We start from the raw sequence: 16,154 nt of genomic DNA on the forward strand, positions 1-16,154 counted from the left end.
CCTGCATTGGCACAAGATTGAGAAGCTACAAACAAACCGCTTGTTTTTGTATAGGTCACTGTTCCGGCGCAATTATCTGTAGCCACGGGTGCCTGACTTTGTGCAGCTGTTAATCCTTGTGTGTCGCTGCATTGCAAAGTTACGTTCAGGGCAGTAGCTGCTGTTATCCATGTTGGAGCGGTATTGTCCTCAATGGTTATTACCTGAGTAAAGATTGTGGAAGTATTGTTGCAAACATCTTTGGCAATCCAGGTATTGGTATAGGTTCCTGCATTGGCACAAGATTGAGAAGCTACAAACAAACCGCTTGTTTTTGTATAGGTCACTGTTCCGGCGCAATTATCAGTAGCCACGGGCGCCTGACTTTGGGCAGTTGCCAATCCTTGTGTATTGCTGCATTGCAAGGTTATGTTCAGGGCAGTAGCCGCAGTGGTCCATGTTGGAGCAGTATTGTCTTCAATGGTGATTATTTGTGTGAAAGTTGTTGAAGTGTTGTTACAAACATCTTTGGCAATCCAGGTATTGGTATAAGTTCCTGCATTTGAACATGTTTGAGAAGCCACAAACAAACCGCTTGTTTTAGTATAGGCCACTGTTCCACCGCAATTATCGGTAGCCACGGGTGACTGACTTTGGGCAGTTGTCAGTCCTTGCGTGTCGCTGCATTGCAAAGTAACGTTCAGGGCAGTAGCCGCAGTTGACCATGTTGGAGCGGTATTGTCCTCAATGGTTATTGTTTGCGTGAAAATTGTGGAAGTATTGTTGCAAACATCCTTGGCAATCCAGGTATTGGTATAGGTTCCTGCATTGGCACAAGATTGCGAAGCCACAAACAAACCGTTTGTTTTGGTATAGGTGACTGTTCCGGCGCAATTATCGGTAGCCACGGGTGCCTGACTTTGGGCAGTTGCCAATCCTTGTGTATTGCTGCATTGCAAGGTTACGTTCAGGTCAGTAGCCGCAGTCGTCCATGTGGGAGCAGTATTATCTTCAATGGTGATTGTTTGCGTAAAAATTGTTGAAGTGTTGTTGCAAACGTCTTTGGCAATCCAGGTATTGGTATAGGTTCCTGCATTGGCACAAGACTGAGAAGCCACAAACAAACCGCTTGTTTTGGTATAAGTCACTGTTCCGGCGCAATTATCGGTAGCCACGGGTGCCTGACTTTGGGCAGTAGTCAATCCTTGCGTGTCGCTGCATTGCAAGGTTACGTTCAGGGCAGTAGCCGCAGTTGTCCATGTTGGAGCGGTATTGTCCTCAATGGTGATTGTTTGCGTAAAAATTGTTGAAGTGTTGTTGCAAACGTCTTTGGCAATCCAGGTATTGGTATAAGTTCCTGCATTGGCACAAGACTGAGAAGCCACAAACAAACCGCTTGTTTTGGTATAGGTTACTGTTCCGGCGCAATTATCGGTAGCCACGGGCGCCTGATTTTGGGCAGCTGTTAATCCTTGTGTATCGCTGCATTGCAAAGTTACGTTCAGGGCAGTAGCCGCAGTTGTCCATGTTGGAGCTGATGTATCCTGAATCGTAATTGTATGTGATTTTGTTATTGTACCACAACTTGTAACAACTTTAAAAGTTCTCGTAACGACTATCGGACATGTGCCTGTGGCAGTATCTATATAAGATAATGTATAGCTTCCAATACTTGCACTGTTCGATATAGAACCTCCGGCTGTAGTCAATTGGGCCAAAGTTATAGTGGTATCAGTAGTTTTATATGGTAATCCAGTGATTGCTGCAGTAGCACATCCTGAAATAATTGCATCTTGAGGTGCTATTAATGCAGCAGCCGGACTAATTGTAACTGTTGACGAAGCTGAGGTTAGTTCACAATTTGTTGAACCATTTTTAACTTTTACTTTATAAGCCCCGCTTGAAGTAACAACTAGCGTTGAATTTGTTTCTCCGGGAATTACGGCATTATCTTTATACCAAACATAAGTTGGAGAAGCCGCATTTGTATTTGCTGTTAATGTAGTTGAACCACATGCTGTTAATGTCCCGGTTATGGTTGGTAAACATGGAACAAAATAGTTTGGAGTCGTTATTGTTTTTGAGTCATTAGCGCAAGCAGAATTTTTATAATTAAAAGTTGAAGAGCTAACAGTTTGATTACCACAAGCACTTCCGGTAGGAGTAAGTTGATAATTTAATGTTATAGTTTCACTATTTAAAAAATCGGTATTCCATGTAATAACTTGTCCGGCCGCTGTTGCTGTTCCTTTTGTCGTGGTTATAGAACCTATTGTAAAACCAGCTATAACAGTTTCCTTTTCAACCAAAGTCTGTGCTACCCAGGATAATTGTGTTGCAATCTGATTGTATATAGCAGTTAAATTTGCTCCGCTTTGCGTAATATAAGCGGCACTGCCTTGTATTTGGTCTAAAGTATATTTTGCTATATTTTGCTCGCTATTGTTAGTATTAATATTTCCATCAATTCCTCCAAATAGACCAACGGCAAATACCTGATTGTTATATACAACGCTCGATTTTGTAGTTGTTTTTGCATTTGTAGATGCATTTATAGCATCTGTAACGCATTGAGATGTTTTGCTAAAATTACAACTTGTACCTCCATTTGTACCAGTTCTGTTTGTTACTCCATCTGTCAATACAATTATGCTTCTTCCTGTACTGCAATCAAATCGTCCATTTGTTTCTAATTCGGTTTCAGCTCGTACAATTCCTGAATAGATATTGGTATAATCAGTAGCTTGAAGACTGTTAATTTGGGCTTTTATATTCGTTACACCAGTAGCATCAAGATAAGTAAGTCCTATTTTTAAAGAAGCTGAGGTACTATAGGCTACAATCGCAATTCGATTTTGCGGATTAACCTTAGCCTGATCAACAAATGCAATTGCAGCATCTTTGGCATAATCCATTGATGTTTTTAAATCTCCATCAATAGTATTTGACATACTTCCGGAAATATCAATTGCCAGAATTATATCAGAATTTCTAGTTGTGGGATTTGCTCCAGTTATATCTAATTTTACATCTAAAACTCCACAATTACTAGCATTGGCAGTGACTGTCTTTGTAGTTGTGATAGTTTGGCCTAGAACAATAGAGGATGAAAATAGAAAGAATGCAATGAAGCATAATTTTTTTGCATCTTGAAAATAATTGCTGAAATTGAGTAATGTTTTTTTCATTTTGAAATTATTTTAAGTACTAACAGATGGAAATTGAAAGTTTAATCATTAACAGGATTAATGACAAGAGTGTGTAAAACTGTATCGGACTGAGTAGAACAGTTTTTAGATTTGGCGATAACCTGATCACATGACCACTTGTTAGCTGTGGTACCGGCAGGAACAGTTACATGAATATAAAAATTGTAGGATTGGCCTGGATTGACCGTAATTTCACTGATTTTATTTTTTGCCGAATTAATAAAATCGGTTTTAATCGAAATATTACCAGATGTTGAACTTCCATCAGTATTACTACAAGTGGTATTTACATTGGAAATTTCTAAAGTATAAGTATCTGTTGATGATCCGTTATTCGTTAAGATCATCGAATAATAAGTTCCGTCCAAAGGAGTACTTCTAATATTCCTGTTATTTTCTGCAATCAAAGTTGCATTGCAAGAACCAGATTGTGCAAACGAAATTGTCGTAATTAAACAAAACAGTATAGAAAAAATGTTTTTTTCGAAGATATTTTTTTTGAAGGAAAAAATAAACTTACAATTGCTTACAAATTTTACTGCTTTTTCAAGAGTAGTTTTAGTTTTCATAACTTAGGGATTTTGTTTAAGGTATTTGCTAAATTTTAACACAATCAAAGTTATATAGAGTGTTTTATTTTGATTTTTTTTCTCTGTAACTAACCTAAAAACTCGTTGAAATGACTTTTTTTTGTTAAATAATGATAGAAAAAACATTTTTTTATGTCATTTTTAACAAATAAAAAATCACTGTTTTTTTACTTTTTTACTGCAAAAAGTAAATTTTACAATATTGTAAATAATTAATAATCAGTTATTTAGTTGAATTTTTAATGATTTGAATAAATCGACTAAGTGAATGTTTTAATGGATGAAGTACACTTTTTTTAAAAAATATTTATTTTGATTTTTAATTTTAATGTTTATAGCGCCATCTTTTTTCTTGTTAATTTTTTAGACTAAATGTTAACAGAAATAAAAAAGTGAGAACTATTAAAATTTCTTTTGTAAATTAGAACTTCAATAAATCAGAACTTCTTTTTTGATGTTTCTAAATAACTTCAGCCTATGAAAAATTTAATTTTAATACGTCATGCTAAATCAAGTTGGGAAGCACCATTAAAAGACTTTGACAGACCTTTAATGAAAAGAGGAATTTTAGATGCGCATGATGTATCGGCCAATATTTCAAAATTTCTTCCAAAAACCTACATAATATGGAGTAGTACTGCAGCGCGTGCATCAGAAACTGCTCTAATTTTTGCCCAAAATATTTCATATCCTATTGAGAGTATCGTTTATAAAGACGATCTTTATACTTTTGATGAAAGACAGCTCGAAAAGGTTATTAAATCATGTGATAATAGTTTCGAAAGCGTTATTCTTTTTGGACATAACGAGGCTATTACAAATTTTGTTAATAAATTTGGGGATGTTTTTATCGAAAATGTCCCGACTTCAGGTTTTGTATCATTGCAATTTGATAGTGAAAGCTGGGATAACATAAATAAAGGCAAAACACATAAAACAATTTTCCCCAAAGATTTAAAATAAATAAAGTGTACGAACAGAAATATATCGATAGAGAAAAAAGTTGGTTAGCGTTTAATGCAAGAGTGCTTCAGGAAGCAGCAGATAATACAGTACCACTTTTAGACAGGTTGCGTTTTGTTGGAATTTTTTCGAACAATTTAGATGAGTTTTTTAGAGTTCGTTACGCCGCAATCCGTAGATTAAGCCTTTCAGGAATTTCTGGCGAAAAATATTTAGGAGGCGTTTCTGCCCATCAATTAGTAAAAGATATTACTGAAATTGTTATTCAGCAACAATCTGAAAGTCTTCGTATTTTAGGTAATATTGAAGCCGAATTGGAAGCTGAAAACATATTTATTATCAATGAAGATCAAATTACACAAGACCAGGAAAGATTTTTGAAAGACTTTTTTATTCAAAAATTAAGTCCGGAATTAGTGACTATTATCTTGAATGATCTGGCAGAATTTCCAATTCTTAAAGATACTTTAGGATATTTAGCCGTGCGATTGGAGATGAACCAAAATGATGAAGTCCGTTACGCTGTTATCGAAATTCCTAAAACAATAAACAGGTTTGTCGTCCTGCCATCGCATGATGATAAACATTATGTTATTTTAATTGATGATGTAATTCGTTATAATCTGAAGAACATTTTCAATATTTTCGATTATAAGAGTGTTTCGGCACATATGATCAAAATTACCAGAGATGCCCAGTTGGATATCGATAGTGATTTGAGCAAAAGTATGCTTGAAAAAATTGCAACTTCAGTGAAAGACAGAAGAATAGGGGAACCAGTTCGTTTTATTTATGATAATTTAATTGAAGAGGATACATTGCGTTTTTTCTTGGATAAAATGAAAATTGTAGAAACCGATAGTATAATCCCGGGAGGAAGATACCATAATCGTCGTGATTATATGAATTTTCCAAATTTAGGAAGATATGATTTGCTCTATAAAACCAACGATCCATTACCAATTCCAGGATTGAGTTTAGGCGGAAGTATTTTGGAAAAAATAAATAAAAAAGATTATTTATTACACGCTCCATATCAGTCATTTTCCTATTTGACAAAATTTTTACGTGAAGCTGCTTTAGATCCAAAAGTAACCAGTATAAAAATTACTTTATATCGTTTGGCTAAGAATTCGCAAATTATCAGTTCTTTGATCAATGCTGCTAAAAATGGTAAAAAAGTAACGGTTCAAATCGAACTTCAGGCGCGTTTTGATGAAGCAACCAATATCTCGTATGCCGAGCAAATGCAGACAGAGGGTATTGAACTTATTTTCGGAATTAAAGGATTAAAAGTTCATAGTAAAATATGTGTAATTGAAAGGGTTGAAGACGGAAAAACAAGACGTTACGGATTTATATCAACCGGGAATTTCAACGAGTCTACAGCAAAAATTTATACTGATGTAACACTTTTCACTTGTCATCAGGGAATTTTGAAAGACATTTCTAAAATATTCGAATTTTTCGATATTAATTATAGAGTACACCGATACAAACATTTAATTGTATCGCCACATTATACAAGAACCAAATTTGTCAAACTGATAGATCGTGAAATTCTACACGCACTTGCAGGTAGAAAAACGCATATTAAGCTTAAAATGAACAGTTTATCTGATTTTAAAATGATCGATAAACTATACGAAGCAAGTAACGCAGGAGTAAAAATTCAGTTACAAGTTAGAGGAATTTGTTCTTTGATTCCGGGAATTCCTGGAATGAGCGAAAATATAGAAGCTATAAGTATTGTAGATAATTATCTGGAACATTCAAGAGTTTATATTTTTGGAAATGCCGGTTTAACCGAAGTTTATATTTCATCGGCCGATTTTATGACCAGAAACCTGGATGGAAGAGTCGAAGTTACTTGTCCAATTTATGATTTGGAAATTAAAAAAGAACTTATAGATAATTTTAATATTGCATGGAAAGGGAATGTTAAAGTGAGATATCATTCCTATAAACTAGATAATAAATACAAGCCCAGAAATCATCATGCCCCATTTAGAGCTCAGCTTGAAACCTATAAATATTACCAAAATAAAATTGCGGTATTAGAAGAGGTTCCGCAGAAAATAAATTAATAAAAACCAAAATCAATTTCAAATCATAAGTGAGCATGATTAATATTAAGAAATTTGCAGCAATAGATATCGGATCAAATGCCATGAGGCTGCTAATATCGAATGTTGTAGAACAAGAAGGCAAAGAACCACAATTTAATAAAAGTTCCCTTGTTCGTGTGCCAATTCGTTTGGGACAAGATGCCTTTACTGTAGGTGAAATTTCAGAAGAAAATATAGATCGAATGGTTGATGCCATGAAAGCATTCAACCTTTTGATGAAAGTACATAAAGTAGAACGTTATATGGCATTTGCAACTTCGGCAATGCGTGAAGCTTATAACGCTAAAGAAGTTGTCGCTTTGATTAAGAAAAAAGCCGACATAAAAATCGAAATTATTGATGGTAAAAAAGAAGCGGCAATTATTGCTTCTACAGATTTACATCATTTATTAAAAACAGATGAGACTTATTTATTTGTAGATGTGGGCGGTGGAAGTACCGAATTCACATTATTCTCTGACGGAAAAATGATTAATTCAAGATCGTTTAAAGCTGGAACAGTGCGTTTGTTAAACGATATGGTTTGCGATGTCGTTTGGGATGAAATCGAAAAATGGATAAAAACCAATACTGCAGACTATGAAGAAGTAACGCTGATTGGTTCTGGTGGAAACATCAATAAATTGTTCAAAATGTCTGGAAAACAGCAGGAAAAACCGCTTTCCTACATTTATATCAATTCACAATATGCATTCTTAAATTCCTTGACGTACGAACAAAGAATTGCCGAATTAGGGCTTAACTCTGACCGTGCCGACGTAATTATCCATGCAACAAGAATTTATCTTAACGCAATGAAATGGAGTGGAGCACGTCAAATTTACGTTCCAAAAATTGGACTTTCTGATGGTATTGTAAAAGCAATGTATTACGGTAAAATTTAATTTTACCCTAGTTTTTTTGCCACAAATTCCACAAATTTTCACGAATTAATTTTTGATATTTTGAATAAAAATTAGTGAAAATTACTGAAATTGCTTCGCCAGTTCGCTATCGCTCGGGTCGTGGCAAACTCTTTTTTAATATTAAAACTGATTTTCAATGAATAAAACCAGACTCGAAGCTTTTAGTGATGGAGTTTTAGCAATCATCATAACGATTATGATTTTAGAAATTAAAGTGCCACACGGTGAAGAATTTGCCGACTTAAAACCGCTTATCCCTAAATTTCTAAGTTATATTCTGAGTTTTATTTATGTTGGAATTTACTGGAACAATCACCATTATTTAATTCATAGCTTGACCAAAATGAACGGAAAAATTCTTTGGGCAAATTTACATTTACTTTTTTGGTTGTCTTTAATTCCGGTTGCAACAGGTTGGATGGGAGAGCATAATTTTGCAAAAGCTTCAATGGCTTTGTATGGTATTGTATTGTTATTAAGTTCTATATCTTATTTTATTTTACAGCGAATTATAATTGTTAATGAAGGAAAAAATTCATTATTAGCCAAAGTTATAGGACGGGATTTAAAAGGACACGCATCCTCTGTTTTATATATCTTAGGAATAATTGCTTCTTTTTACAATGAATGGATTTCCGGTGCTGCTTATTTTACTGTAGCTATGTTATGGCTTATACCTGATAAAAGAATCGAAAAGGCTTTTACCTCAAAAGATTGATTTTTGGAATAAAAAAAGGGTAAGTAATCTCCAAAAAAAGAGTAACAAGAATAAAAAATACTAAGTATGCAAATCCAATCCAAATGTAGAACGTAAAAGTTCAATATTCGGGTTGATTTCTAATAAACGATTGTAACGATCCTGGTCATTAAAACTTCTTTTGGTTTCTATGGCTTCATTTACAATAATTTCAATCGTAATGTCGTGATTGTGCAAATGCCCTCTCAAATGCCCTAAAAGTCCGTTTAACTGACTTTCAAAATCTAATTTAGAACCTTCGTTTGGCAATTCAAGTGTAATTGCTGTACCGTTTAATTTAGGGTCGTTAATTAATAATAACGATTCCATGATTTTAAAACCTTTTTCGCCCAAACGTTGCGCATATTTATTCCACTGTACCAACATTTCTGTTTCTGTAAAATCTTCCGTAGGTAAAACAGAAGTAGGTTTTACATAAGATTTATTGCTTTCCTCCATTTCTTTTTTCGCACGAATACTCGCGAGAGAAAAGGCAGAAACCTTTTTAGGTTGATTTTCGGTCGAGATATTTTGATTTTCAACAGCTGGAGAAACAGGATTTTCAGCTTTTGGAGTTGAAACTATTTCTTCTTTTTGTGAAGTTAAAGCTTCAGAAGAATTTTTTGAAGTTTCACTTTGACTTTCGACATTCGACTTTTGACTTTTGACTTCAACTATAGAATATCCTCCATTTTTAAAATAAGTAGGCGGAATTATAAATTGCTCAACTTTTTTTTTTCTCCATCAAAGTTGATAGAGGCTAATTGCATCAGGCATAATTCGACTAAAAGGCGCTGATTTTGACTTAGTTTGTATTTTAAATCACAGTCGTTAGCAATGTCAATTCCCTTTAATAAAAAGTCCTGAGAACATTTTTGCGCTTGCACACCATACATTTGTTGCGCTTGCTCACCAACTTCAAGTAAACTTAAAGTCGCTGGAGTTTTACTAACTAATAAATCTCTGAAATGGGAAGCCAGACCAGCAATAAAATGGTGTCCGTCAAAACCTTTTGCCAGAATATCATTGTAAGCCAATAATAGTTCCGGAATTTTATTTTCTAAAAGTAAATCAGTAATGCTAATGTAAGTTTCGTAATCTAAAACGTTTAGATTTTCAGTTACAGCCTGACGTGTTAAATTAGTTCCGCAATAGGAAACTACACGATCAAAAATAGACAAAGCGTCACGCATTGCACCATCTGCTTTTTGAGCAATAATGTGCAAAGCATCGTCTTCAAAATTAATTCCCTGACTTTGTGCAACATCAGCTAAATGTTCTTTAGCATCTTTTACAGTAATTCTTTTGAAATCAAATATCTGGCAACGAGATAAAATCGTTGGAATAATTTTATGTTTCTCTGTTGTTGCTAAAATGAAAATAGCATGTTTTGGCGGTTCTTCTAATGTTTTCAAAAAAGCATTAAAAGCTGCCGAAGACAACATATGAACCTCGTCAATAATATAAACTTTGTATTGCCCGGTTTGTGGCGGGATTCGAACCTGATCAATAAGGTTACGAATATCATCAACCGAGTTGTTTGAAGCAGCATCTAACTCAAAAACGTTAAAAGCAAAATCTTCATTTGGATCGTCATATCCAGGCTGATTTATTTTACGTGCCAAGATACGTGCGCAGGTCGTTTTTCCAACTCCACGCGGTCCGGTGAATAAAAGTGCAGAAGCAAGATGGTTGCTTTCTATAGCATTTAGCAAAGTGTTAGTAATGGCTTTCTGACCTACAACATCCTTAAAGGTTTGTGGGCGATATTTACGAGCCGATACTACAAATTGTTCCATATTCTTTTTTATTCGATAGCAAATATAGGGTATAATTTAATGATTTAAAAATTTAAAAATTGAAAGATTTTAAGTGTTTTGAATATCAGAAAGTAAGGTCTTATATTTAAACTTTACACTTCGAAATAAGGAATAATAGTCTTGTAAAAATGAATTCTAAATTACTTCGAAGCATCTTTTTTTTCCTGAAAATTATTTTTTCTAAGATTCATTCCATAAGTGTAATTTGTAGAAAGAATTACATCGTTGCAATCAAAATGTTTTATCACTCCATTTTCTTGCAAGGCTACAACCCAGCAAGTATTTTGATGCATTCCGTAATCGATAAGAAAAATAGCCTGACCCGTTCCAAGCGGTGTTTCAACTAATATAGAAGGTTTTAATTGATGTATCATGATTTATAAATTTTTTATAAAAATACATTTACTTAGAAATAAGGTAGTTATATGATTACGGGAATGCTTTACAGAATTAAGGTAAGTGTCGACATAAATAATATTTGTTATAATTTATTGAATTTCAATCATGAACCTATTTAAAAATTAAATTAGATCAAAAATTTTTGTAATAAAGAAATTACTATTTTTAATCCGAAAACGAATTCAATTTTATCAAAAACTAAATATTTTAAGAATCAATGAACGCAAAACAAATAGTTAAATTAAGTAACATCATCGGAATCACTTCAATACTTTTATTAGTTTATTGGGTGTTTACTTTTATAATGATTCAGGTTTTTGGGTTAAAAGTTTTTAGAGAAAATATGACTGAAACTTTTTACTTAAGTGTTTTAGGAATTCTTGCACTAATGTCTGGTTCGCTGATAATTAATTTAATGTTTAATTTGACCAGAATTGCTGAAAAACATAATCTGGATGAGATAAATAATAAGTCAAGCAGATTTAGATTTATTACTTTACTATTAATTTTTCCATTGATTACATTAATTCTCTTTGGTGGTGATTATTTGACTTCGAGCAAAAAAGAAAAAATGTTAATTGAATCTGCGAAATCAATAGTGAGTAACAATAAAGCTAACAATGATAAATTAATAAATTATACTTTTTCTAAAAAATATCTAAAGGAGACCGCAGATGCCTTAAAAATATTATCAAGCACTGACAAAAATTTTCCAAGCGTAACATTAATTGTTAAGGATTCGCTTAAAGGTTCTCCAGTTTATTTGGGTTTTAATTCTTATTTCAGAGAGAGTATAAAGGAAGAAATTCAACCACAAAAAGCAGATTATATTTATGAAACAACTCAAGAAGAAAGAGATTATTTAAATAGTGTTTTTGATAAAAACAATGATGAGCTCAGGTATAGTTCTCATGATGGAAATTATGAATTATTTTATCCGTACAAAAAAAACGGAAAAAAAATAGTGTTGTATTTTTCAGAACAACAGCGTTACGGTAAAATAGGAAGTTAACTAATTATGTATATGAAAAACGTAATTATTTTAACGACATTTTTTCTTTTGCAAAGTTTAAATCTTTTTGCTCAGGATGAATCTGAAATTAATCAAAAGTGGATACAGCTAAAAAATCAATTTAAACAGAAAACAGAGTTGGTTATTGAACTCACATCTAAACTTCAAAACTCAAAAAAAATAGATAAAAAGGAATTAGAAGAAACTGCATTTTACGCCAAGGAATTCAATAAGGTATGTGAGAATAAAGTATTGAACAAGGATACAGTTGGCAAAGTAAAACAAGCAAATGATGTATTGAATACTCATTTGGTAAGAACTTTAGTTAATTTAGAGTTTGATTTTAAACTCAAAAGCCAGGAAACAATACTTTTATTATCTGATCAATTAGCAGCTATTGAAAATCAAATTTTTATTGAAACTAAAAAATATAATGAAGTTTGTATAAAACGAAATAGAAAAGAACTTATGTTCGAAACTCGTGATAAAGATGCTTCACCTTCTATAAAATTTTAGTTTTTTCTTTCCAAAATGTTATCATAATTGTGAATGAATGTTTTGGAATCATTACTGTTTGTATTATAACCCGTCACTAATCATTAAAACATATTTTATGAAAAAATGTTTTTTAGTAATTGCAATTGTACTTTGTTCTATTCAACTTAAAGCTCAAACTGCTCAGGATTCGCTTGACATAAAACGTGTTGCTTTAGCTTATATCGAGTCACAACATACTCCAAATCCAAAATTGATGGAAAGTGCCTTGCATCCTCGGTTGGTAAAAAGATCGGTTTTTAGAAATAAGACTGCCCAGAAAGATTTTGTATCAGAATATTTTGCAGAGAATATGATTATTCTTGCCGAAACGTATAACGTAAAAGGAGATAAATTCCCAAAAAATCCAAGAAAGGATGTGAAGTTATTAGATGTTTCTGCAAGAACTGCATCGGTTAAATTAATAGCAGATGCCTGGATAGATTATATGCATATTGTAAAGGAAAATGGGGAATGGAAAATAATAAATGTGCTTTGGCAGTATAATGATGTAAAGCAGCATGAATAGTTTTTCTTTCTAAATTTGTTGTAAAGCAAAACAATTCAAAAAATGAAAACTTCCAACCCGATCATAACAGTCAACGAATCAGAAGGCCGTCAACTAAAAATTGCCGGTGGAAACTACCGAATTATAATCTCAGGAAAACAAACCGATGGAGAATATGCCGTAATCGAAATGTTGGTTCCTCCGGGCGCCGGACCCAATCCGCATTCGCATCCTGATTTTGCAGAGACTTTTTATGTTTTAGAAGGCGAAGTTTCTTTTAAATCAGAATTAGGAAGTTACGTTGCCAAAAAAGGTTCTTTTGTCAATATCCCAAAAGGTGGAATTGTTCATGGTTTTAAAAACCTTTCAAACGAACCGGCAAAACTTTTATGTACGGTGACGCCGGCTGGTTTAGATGATTTGTTTGAAGAAATAGCTGAATATCTTGAATCGGCTTCTTCAAATACAGAAAGCGAAACGAAAGAAAAAATGAATTTCTTTTTTAAAAAATACGGACAGCAAATGTTTCCACCTGATTATTTGGATTAGTTCTCCGTTTTCGGTCTCAGTTATGCACTAAAAAACGGAGACTACGACTCAATAACAACAAGCTGGAAAATATATAAATTTGATAATATTATTGTATAAAATATTGATGTTTAATTTATTAACTTTAGAAGTAATAAACTAAAAAAATATCATTATGAAAATCAGATCTATTTTATTGGGAATGAGTTTTGCTTTTTCTTTAGTGGCGTGTGCTCCTAAGGATGCAGATGTTCAAAAAGAAATTAACGAAAAACTAAGTAACACACCTAGTGTGCAGGTTACGTTTCATGAAGGTGTTGCCACTATTGTTGGAACTTGTGATGATGATGCTTTTAAAAAAAATATTGAACGTACAGTTAAAGCAGTTAAGGGAGTAAAAACGGTAGTAAATAATTGCCAAATTCCGGTTGCGAATGTTGAACCAGCACCGGCGGCTGTTGTAATTAATTCAGATGCAGATTTAGATAAATCGGTTAGCGAAGTGGTAAAAGCTTACGATGGAGTGAGTGCTACGGTTGTAGGAGGTGTAGTAACGCTTTCTGGAGAAATTAAAAGAAGTCAATTAGCACCTCTAATTCAAAGCGTGCAGGAATTGAAACCTAAAAAAGTAGAAAACAAATTAACTATAAAATAAAAAAGTTATGAGTTTACAAGAAAAATACAAAGAGTTAACAGATTTAGCTTCTACTTTGGGTGTAGCTAATTTGCAAATAAGAGAGCAGGATAATGTATTGTATATTGATGGTACAGCAAAATCAGCAGATGATAAAGAGAAACTTTGGGATAGCTACGGAACATTAGATCCTGATTACAGATCGGCAGATGTGGTGATGAATATTGAAGTGGCAGAAGGAACAACTACAGAATATACAGTGAAAAGTGGAGATTCTTTATCAAAAATAGGGAAAGAATATGGGGTTTCATGGCAGGATATTTTCGAAGCCAATAAAGATATTATTAAAAATCCAGACCTTATTCAACCGGGTTGGAAATTGAAGATACCAACTTCGTAATTTTTATTGCGTTGTTTAGAAAGTCTGTCATTTATGATGGACTTTTTTGTTTTAACTATTTTATTTAACCCTCAAGTAAAGCTTTGCGAACCTTTAAAGCCAACTATTAAACACAATAAAAAAAACTTTGCGTGCTTTGCGGTAAATACCATGAAAAGATTTTATCACTCAGAATCTGAACCGTCAGTTAGAGGCTGTTTTAAAATTGCGGCCCGCAAACGATTTTCATTTTTATCTCCCCAACTGCCCAAAGCTGCAATTATTGGCACTAAGGTTTTACCAAAATCAGTCAGGCTATATTCTACTTTGGGAGGCATTTGAGCATAAATAATCTTAGAAACTAATTCGTGTTGTTCCAATTCTTTCAGCTGAATATTTAAGACTCTTCTGGAGGCATCGGGAATTTTTCGTTGTAACTCGCTTGGTCGCTGAAATCCTTCATTAATAAACCACAGCAAACGGATTTTCCATTTGCCGTAAAGGACTTCTCCAATCAGGTCCAGACCACAATTTAAGTTCAGAGGAATTTTTCTTTCATACATATATACAAAAATAACCTAATGTTCTAAACTGTACAATAGGGGATAAATTTATCCCTATGCAATTCGATTTTCCGTAATTGTGTGAACCAATCATACTGTCGAAATTTGTCTAATAAAAAAAAGACAAATGGAAAAAGAATTTAATTTTAATGAAGAGTTATCAGGTAAAATTGCTTTGGTAACTGGCGGTACAAAAGGAACAGGAAAAGCGATTGCAGAAAGATTATTACAAGCAGGTGCAACGGTTATTATAACAGCACGAAACAAACCTGAAAGTGAAGATAACAAGATGCATTTTATTTCAGCTGATTTAAGTACTTCAATTGGAACCGAAAAAGTAATTGAAGAAGTAAAAACAACTTTTGGCAAACTGGATATTGTGATTAATAATCTGGGAAGCTCTGAAACACCGGGCGGTGGTTTTGAGGTTTTGACAGATCAGGATTGGGAAAAAACTTTTCAGGCAAATTTGTTCGCTGCGGTACGATTAGACCGTGGTTTTTTACCTGAGATGGTACAGCAAAAGTCAGGTGTGATTATTCATATCGCCTCAATTCAGGGAAGGTTGCCTCTATATGATTCAACTTTGCCTTATGCGGCGGCGAAAGCAGGATTGATTAATTATAGCAAAAGCTTATCTAATGAAGTTTCACCAAAAGGTGTTCGTGTCCTGACTGTTTCACCAGGATGGATCATGACAACATCATCAGTCAGAATGATGGAAAGAATTGCGGAGAGTTCGAATGGAACTATTGAGGAAGCTGCTGAAAGTGTTATGAACGCTTTAGGCGGAATACCTTTTGGCAGACCAGCAAATCCTGAGGAAGTAGCAGAATTAGTTGGTTTTCTGGTTTCGCCAAGGGCCAACTATTTAACAGGAACTGAATTTGTAATTGATGGCGGAACAATTCCAACGATTTAATTTAATAAAGTAATAAAAAATATAAAAATGAATTTACCCAATATAATTTCAGACTTACTTAAAGCTTATGCGGCTTGTTTTTCAGAAACGGCTTTAGTTTTTGATGAAAATGAAACTCACAAAGGTCAAAATGAAATAGAGAAATGGAATGAAAAAACCAATAAAATGTATCAGACCCAACTTGAAGTATTAGAATTTTCAACGAACGACACTACAAATATTTTGACAACAAATATTACCGGAAATTTTGAAGGAAGTCCAATTGTTTTCAAATATCATTTTGAATTAAAAGAAGGAAAAATTGATCGTTTGAAAATAACAAATTAATTATTTAAGCCGCTGAG

18 protein-coding genes are annotated in these 16,154 nt (G+C 33.5%); 12 read left to right on the top strand and 6 right to left on the bottom strand.

Annotated features, from left to right (window positions below; translation table 11 throughout):
- Together AC1RRN_RS06770 and AC1RRN_RS06775 are read right to left on the bottom strand one after the other, a co-directional pair.
- Window positions 1-3,167 (bottom strand): VWA domain-containing protein (locus AC1RRN_RS06770; RefSeq protein ID WP_492966577.1); only part of this gene is annotated, 3,167 nt, incomplete at its 3' end.
- 41 nt (window positions 3,168-3,208) lie between these two features.
- On the bottom strand, window positions 3,209-3,757 hold the full coding sequence (locus AC1RRN_RS06775) for a hypothetical protein (protein WP_492966578.1): 549 nt from the start codon (window positions 3,755-3,757) through the stop codon (window positions 3,209-3,211).
- Window positions 3,758-4,255: 498 nt separating this feature from the next.
- On the opposite strand from AC1RRN_RS06775, the gene AC1RRN_RS06780 reads away from it, so the two are divergent.
- The 4 genes from AC1RRN_RS06780 (at window position 4,256) to AC1RRN_RS06795 (ending at window position 8,493) form a co-directional block, all read left to right on the top strand.
- A complete protein-coding gene (locus tag AC1RRN_RS06780; protein ID WP_072976070.1) occupies window positions 4,256-4,741 on the top strand; it encodes a SixA phosphatase family protein in 486 nt (161 codons plus the stop codon).
- A gap of 5 nt (window positions 4,742-4,746) precedes the next feature.
- On the top strand, window positions 4,747-6,828 hold the full coding sequence (gene ppk1 / locus AC1RRN_RS06785; protein ID WP_492966579.1) for a polyphosphate kinase 1: 2,082 nt from the start codon (window positions 4,747-4,749) through the stop codon (window positions 6,826-6,828).
- 35 nt (window positions 6,829-6,863) lie between these two features.
- Window positions 6,864-7,754, top strand: a complete 891-nt coding sequence (locus tag AC1RRN_RS06790; RefSeq protein WP_072976074.1) for a Ppx/GppA phosphatase family protein — start codon at window positions 6,864-6,866, stop codon at window positions 7,752-7,754.
- A gap of 157 nt (window positions 7,755-7,911) precedes the next feature.
- Complete coding sequence (locus tag AC1RRN_RS06795) at window positions 7,912-8,493, top strand: TMEM175 family protein (protein WP_492966580.1); 582 nt, start codon at window positions 7,912-7,914, stop codon at window positions 8,491-8,493.
- Between the two features lie 60 nt (window positions 8,494-8,553).
- Here AC1RRN_RS06795 and AC1RRN_RS06800 read toward each other — a convergent pair whose 3' ends face one another.
- The 3 genes from AC1RRN_RS06800 to AC1RRN_RS06810 all read right to left on the bottom strand — a co-directional run bounded on the left by AC1RRN_RS06800 (window position 8,554) and on the right by AC1RRN_RS06810 (window position 10,705).
- The gene (locus AC1RRN_RS06800; RefSeq protein WP_492966581.1) at window positions 8,554-8,970 is read right to left on the bottom strand and encodes a DUF8439 domain-containing protein; all 417 of its coding nucleotides are present in this window, start codon (window positions 8,968-8,970) and stop codon (window positions 8,554-8,556) included.
- A 254-nt stretch (window positions 8,971-9,224) separates the two neighbouring features.
- Window positions 9,225-10,310, bottom strand: a complete 1,086-nt coding sequence (gene dnaX / locus AC1RRN_RS06805) for a DNA polymerase III subunit gamma/tau (protein ID WP_492966582.1) — start codon at window positions 10,308-10,310, stop codon at window positions 9,225-9,227.
- 161 nt (window positions 10,311-10,471) lie between these two features.
- Window positions 10,472-10,705, bottom strand: a complete 234-nt coding sequence (locus AC1RRN_RS06810; protein ID WP_492966583.1) for a hypothetical protein — start codon at window positions 10,703-10,705, stop codon at window positions 10,472-10,474.
- A 242-nt stretch (window positions 10,706-10,947) separates the two neighbouring features.
- Between AC1RRN_RS06810 and AC1RRN_RS06815 the strand changes: the two genes are divergently transcribed.
- The 6 genes from AC1RRN_RS06815 (at window position 10,948) to AC1RRN_RS06840 (ending at window position 14,346) form a co-directional block, all read left to right on the top strand.
- Entirely contained in the window at window positions 10,948-11,742 is a 795-nt protein-coding gene (locus tag AC1RRN_RS06815; RefSeq protein ID WP_492966584.1) for a hypothetical protein, read from the top strand.
- 12 nt (window positions 11,743-11,754) lie between these two features.
- On the top strand, window positions 11,755-12,258 hold the full coding sequence (locus AC1RRN_RS06820; RefSeq protein ID WP_492966585.1) for a LemA family protein: 504 nt from the start codon (window positions 11,755-11,757) through the stop codon (window positions 12,256-12,258).
- Between the two features lie 97 nt (window positions 12,259-12,355).
- Entirely contained in the window at window positions 12,356-12,805 is a 450-nt protein-coding gene (locus AC1RRN_RS06825) for a nuclear transport factor 2 family protein (protein WP_492966586.1), read from the top strand.
- Between the two features lie 42 nt (window positions 12,806-12,847).
- A complete protein-coding gene (locus AC1RRN_RS06830; protein ID WP_492966587.1) occupies window positions 12,848-13,333 on the top strand; it encodes a cupin domain-containing protein in 486 nt (161 codons plus the stop codon).
- A 154-nt stretch (window positions 13,334-13,487) separates the two neighbouring features.
- Window positions 13,488-13,967, top strand: coding sequence for a BON domain-containing protein (locus AC1RRN_RS06835; RefSeq protein ID WP_492966588.1), 480 nt, complete (start codon window positions 13,488-13,490; stop codon window positions 13,965-13,967).
- Window positions 13,968-13,974: 7 nt separating this feature from the next.
- Window positions 13,975-14,346, top strand: a complete 372-nt coding sequence (locus tag AC1RRN_RS06840; RefSeq protein WP_492966589.1) for a LysM peptidoglycan-binding domain-containing protein — start codon at window positions 13,975-13,977, stop codon at window positions 14,344-14,346.
- A 164-nt stretch (window positions 14,347-14,510) separates the two neighbouring features.
- On the opposite strand, the gene AC1RRN_RS06845 is transcribed toward AC1RRN_RS06840, so the two are convergent.
- Window positions 14,511-14,888: a winged helix-turn-helix transcriptional regulator gene (locus AC1RRN_RS06845; protein ID WP_492966590.1), complete on the bottom strand. Its 378-nt coding sequence runs from the start codon at window positions 14,886-14,888 to the stop codon at window positions 14,511-14,513.
- 127 nt (window positions 14,889-15,015) lie between these two features.
- Between AC1RRN_RS06845 and AC1RRN_RS06850 the strand changes: the two genes are divergently transcribed.
- Together AC1RRN_RS06850 and AC1RRN_RS06855 are read left to right on the top strand one after the other, a co-directional pair.
- Entirely contained in the window at window positions 15,016-15,810 is a 795-nt protein-coding gene (locus tag AC1RRN_RS06850; RefSeq protein ID WP_492966591.1) for an SDR family oxidoreductase, read from the top strand.
- 27 nt (window positions 15,811-15,837) lie between these two features.
- Entirely contained in the window at window positions 15,838-16,137 is a 300-nt protein-coding gene (locus AC1RRN_RS06855; RefSeq protein WP_492966592.1) for a nuclear transport factor 2 family protein, read from the top strand.
- Window positions 16,138-16,154 lie beyond the last annotated feature (17 nt).

The organism is Flavobacterium sp. GW821-FHT11G01, assembly GCF_058808175.1.

What these genes read in the sequence shown, in the direction of transcription:
- AC1RRN_RS06775 (WP_492966578.1), bottom strand. Translation starts at nt 3,757, where the DNA reads ATGAAAACTAAAACTACTCTTGAAAAAGCAGTAAAATTTGTAAGCAAT.
- AC1RRN_RS06820 (WP_492966585.1), top strand. Translation starts at nt 11,755, where the DNA reads ATGAAAAACGTAATTATTTTAACGACATTTTTTCTTTTGCAAAGTTTA.
- AC1RRN_RS06800 (WP_492966581.1), bottom strand. Translation starts at nt 8,970, where the DNA reads ATGGAGGAAAGCAATAAATCTTATGTAAAACCTACTTCTGTTTTACCT.
- dnaX (WP_492966582.1), bottom strand. Translation starts at nt 10,310, where the DNA reads ATGGAACAATTTGTAGTATCGGCTCGTAAATATCGCCCACAAACCTTT.
- AC1RRN_RS06835 (WP_492966588.1), top strand. Translation starts at nt 13,488, where the DNA reads ATGAAAATCAGATCTATTTTATTGGGAATGAGTTTTGCTTTTTCTTTA.
- AC1RRN_RS06840 (WP_492966589.1), top strand. Translation starts at nt 13,975, where the DNA reads ATGAGTTTACAAGAAAAATACAAAGAGTTAACAGATTTAGCTTCTACT.
- AC1RRN_RS06855 (WP_492966592.1), top strand. Translation starts at nt 15,838, where the DNA reads ATGAATTTACCCAATATAATTTCAGACTTACTTAAAGCTTATGCGGCT.
- AC1RRN_RS06810 (WP_492966583.1), bottom strand. Translation starts at nt 10,705, where the DNA reads ATGATACATCAATTAAAACCTTCTATATTAGTTGAAACACCGCTTGGA.
- AC1RRN_RS06795 (WP_492966580.1), top strand. Translation starts at nt 7,912, where the DNA reads ATGAATAAAACCAGACTCGAAGCTTTTAGTGATGGAGTTTTAGCAATC.
- AC1RRN_RS06825 (WP_492966586.1), top strand. Translation starts at nt 12,356, where the DNA reads ATGAAAAAATGTTTTTTAGTAATTGCAATTGTACTTTGTTCTATTCAA.
- AC1RRN_RS06815 (WP_492966584.1), top strand. Translation starts at nt 10,948, where the DNA reads ATGAACGCAAAACAAATAGTTAAATTAAGTAACATCATCGGAATCACT.
- AC1RRN_RS06850 (WP_492966591.1), top strand. Translation starts at nt 15,016, where the DNA reads ATGGAAAAAGAATTTAATTTTAATGAAGAGTTATCAGGTAAAATTGCT.
- AC1RRN_RS06830 (WP_492966587.1), top strand. Translation starts at nt 12,848, where the DNA reads ATGAAAACTTCCAACCCGATCATAACAGTCAACGAATCAGAAGGCCGT.
- AC1RRN_RS06790 (WP_072976074.1), top strand. Translation starts at nt 6,864, where the DNA reads ATGATTAATATTAAGAAATTTGCAGCAATAGATATCGGATCAAATGCC.
- AC1RRN_RS06845 (WP_492966590.1), bottom strand. Translation starts at nt 14,888, where the DNA reads ATGTATGAAAGAAAAATTCCTCTGAACTTAAATTGTGGTCTGGACCTG.
- AC1RRN_RS06780 (WP_072976070.1), top strand. Translation starts at nt 4,256, where the DNA reads ATGAAAAATTTAATTTTAATACGTCATGCTAAATCAAGTTGGGAAGCA.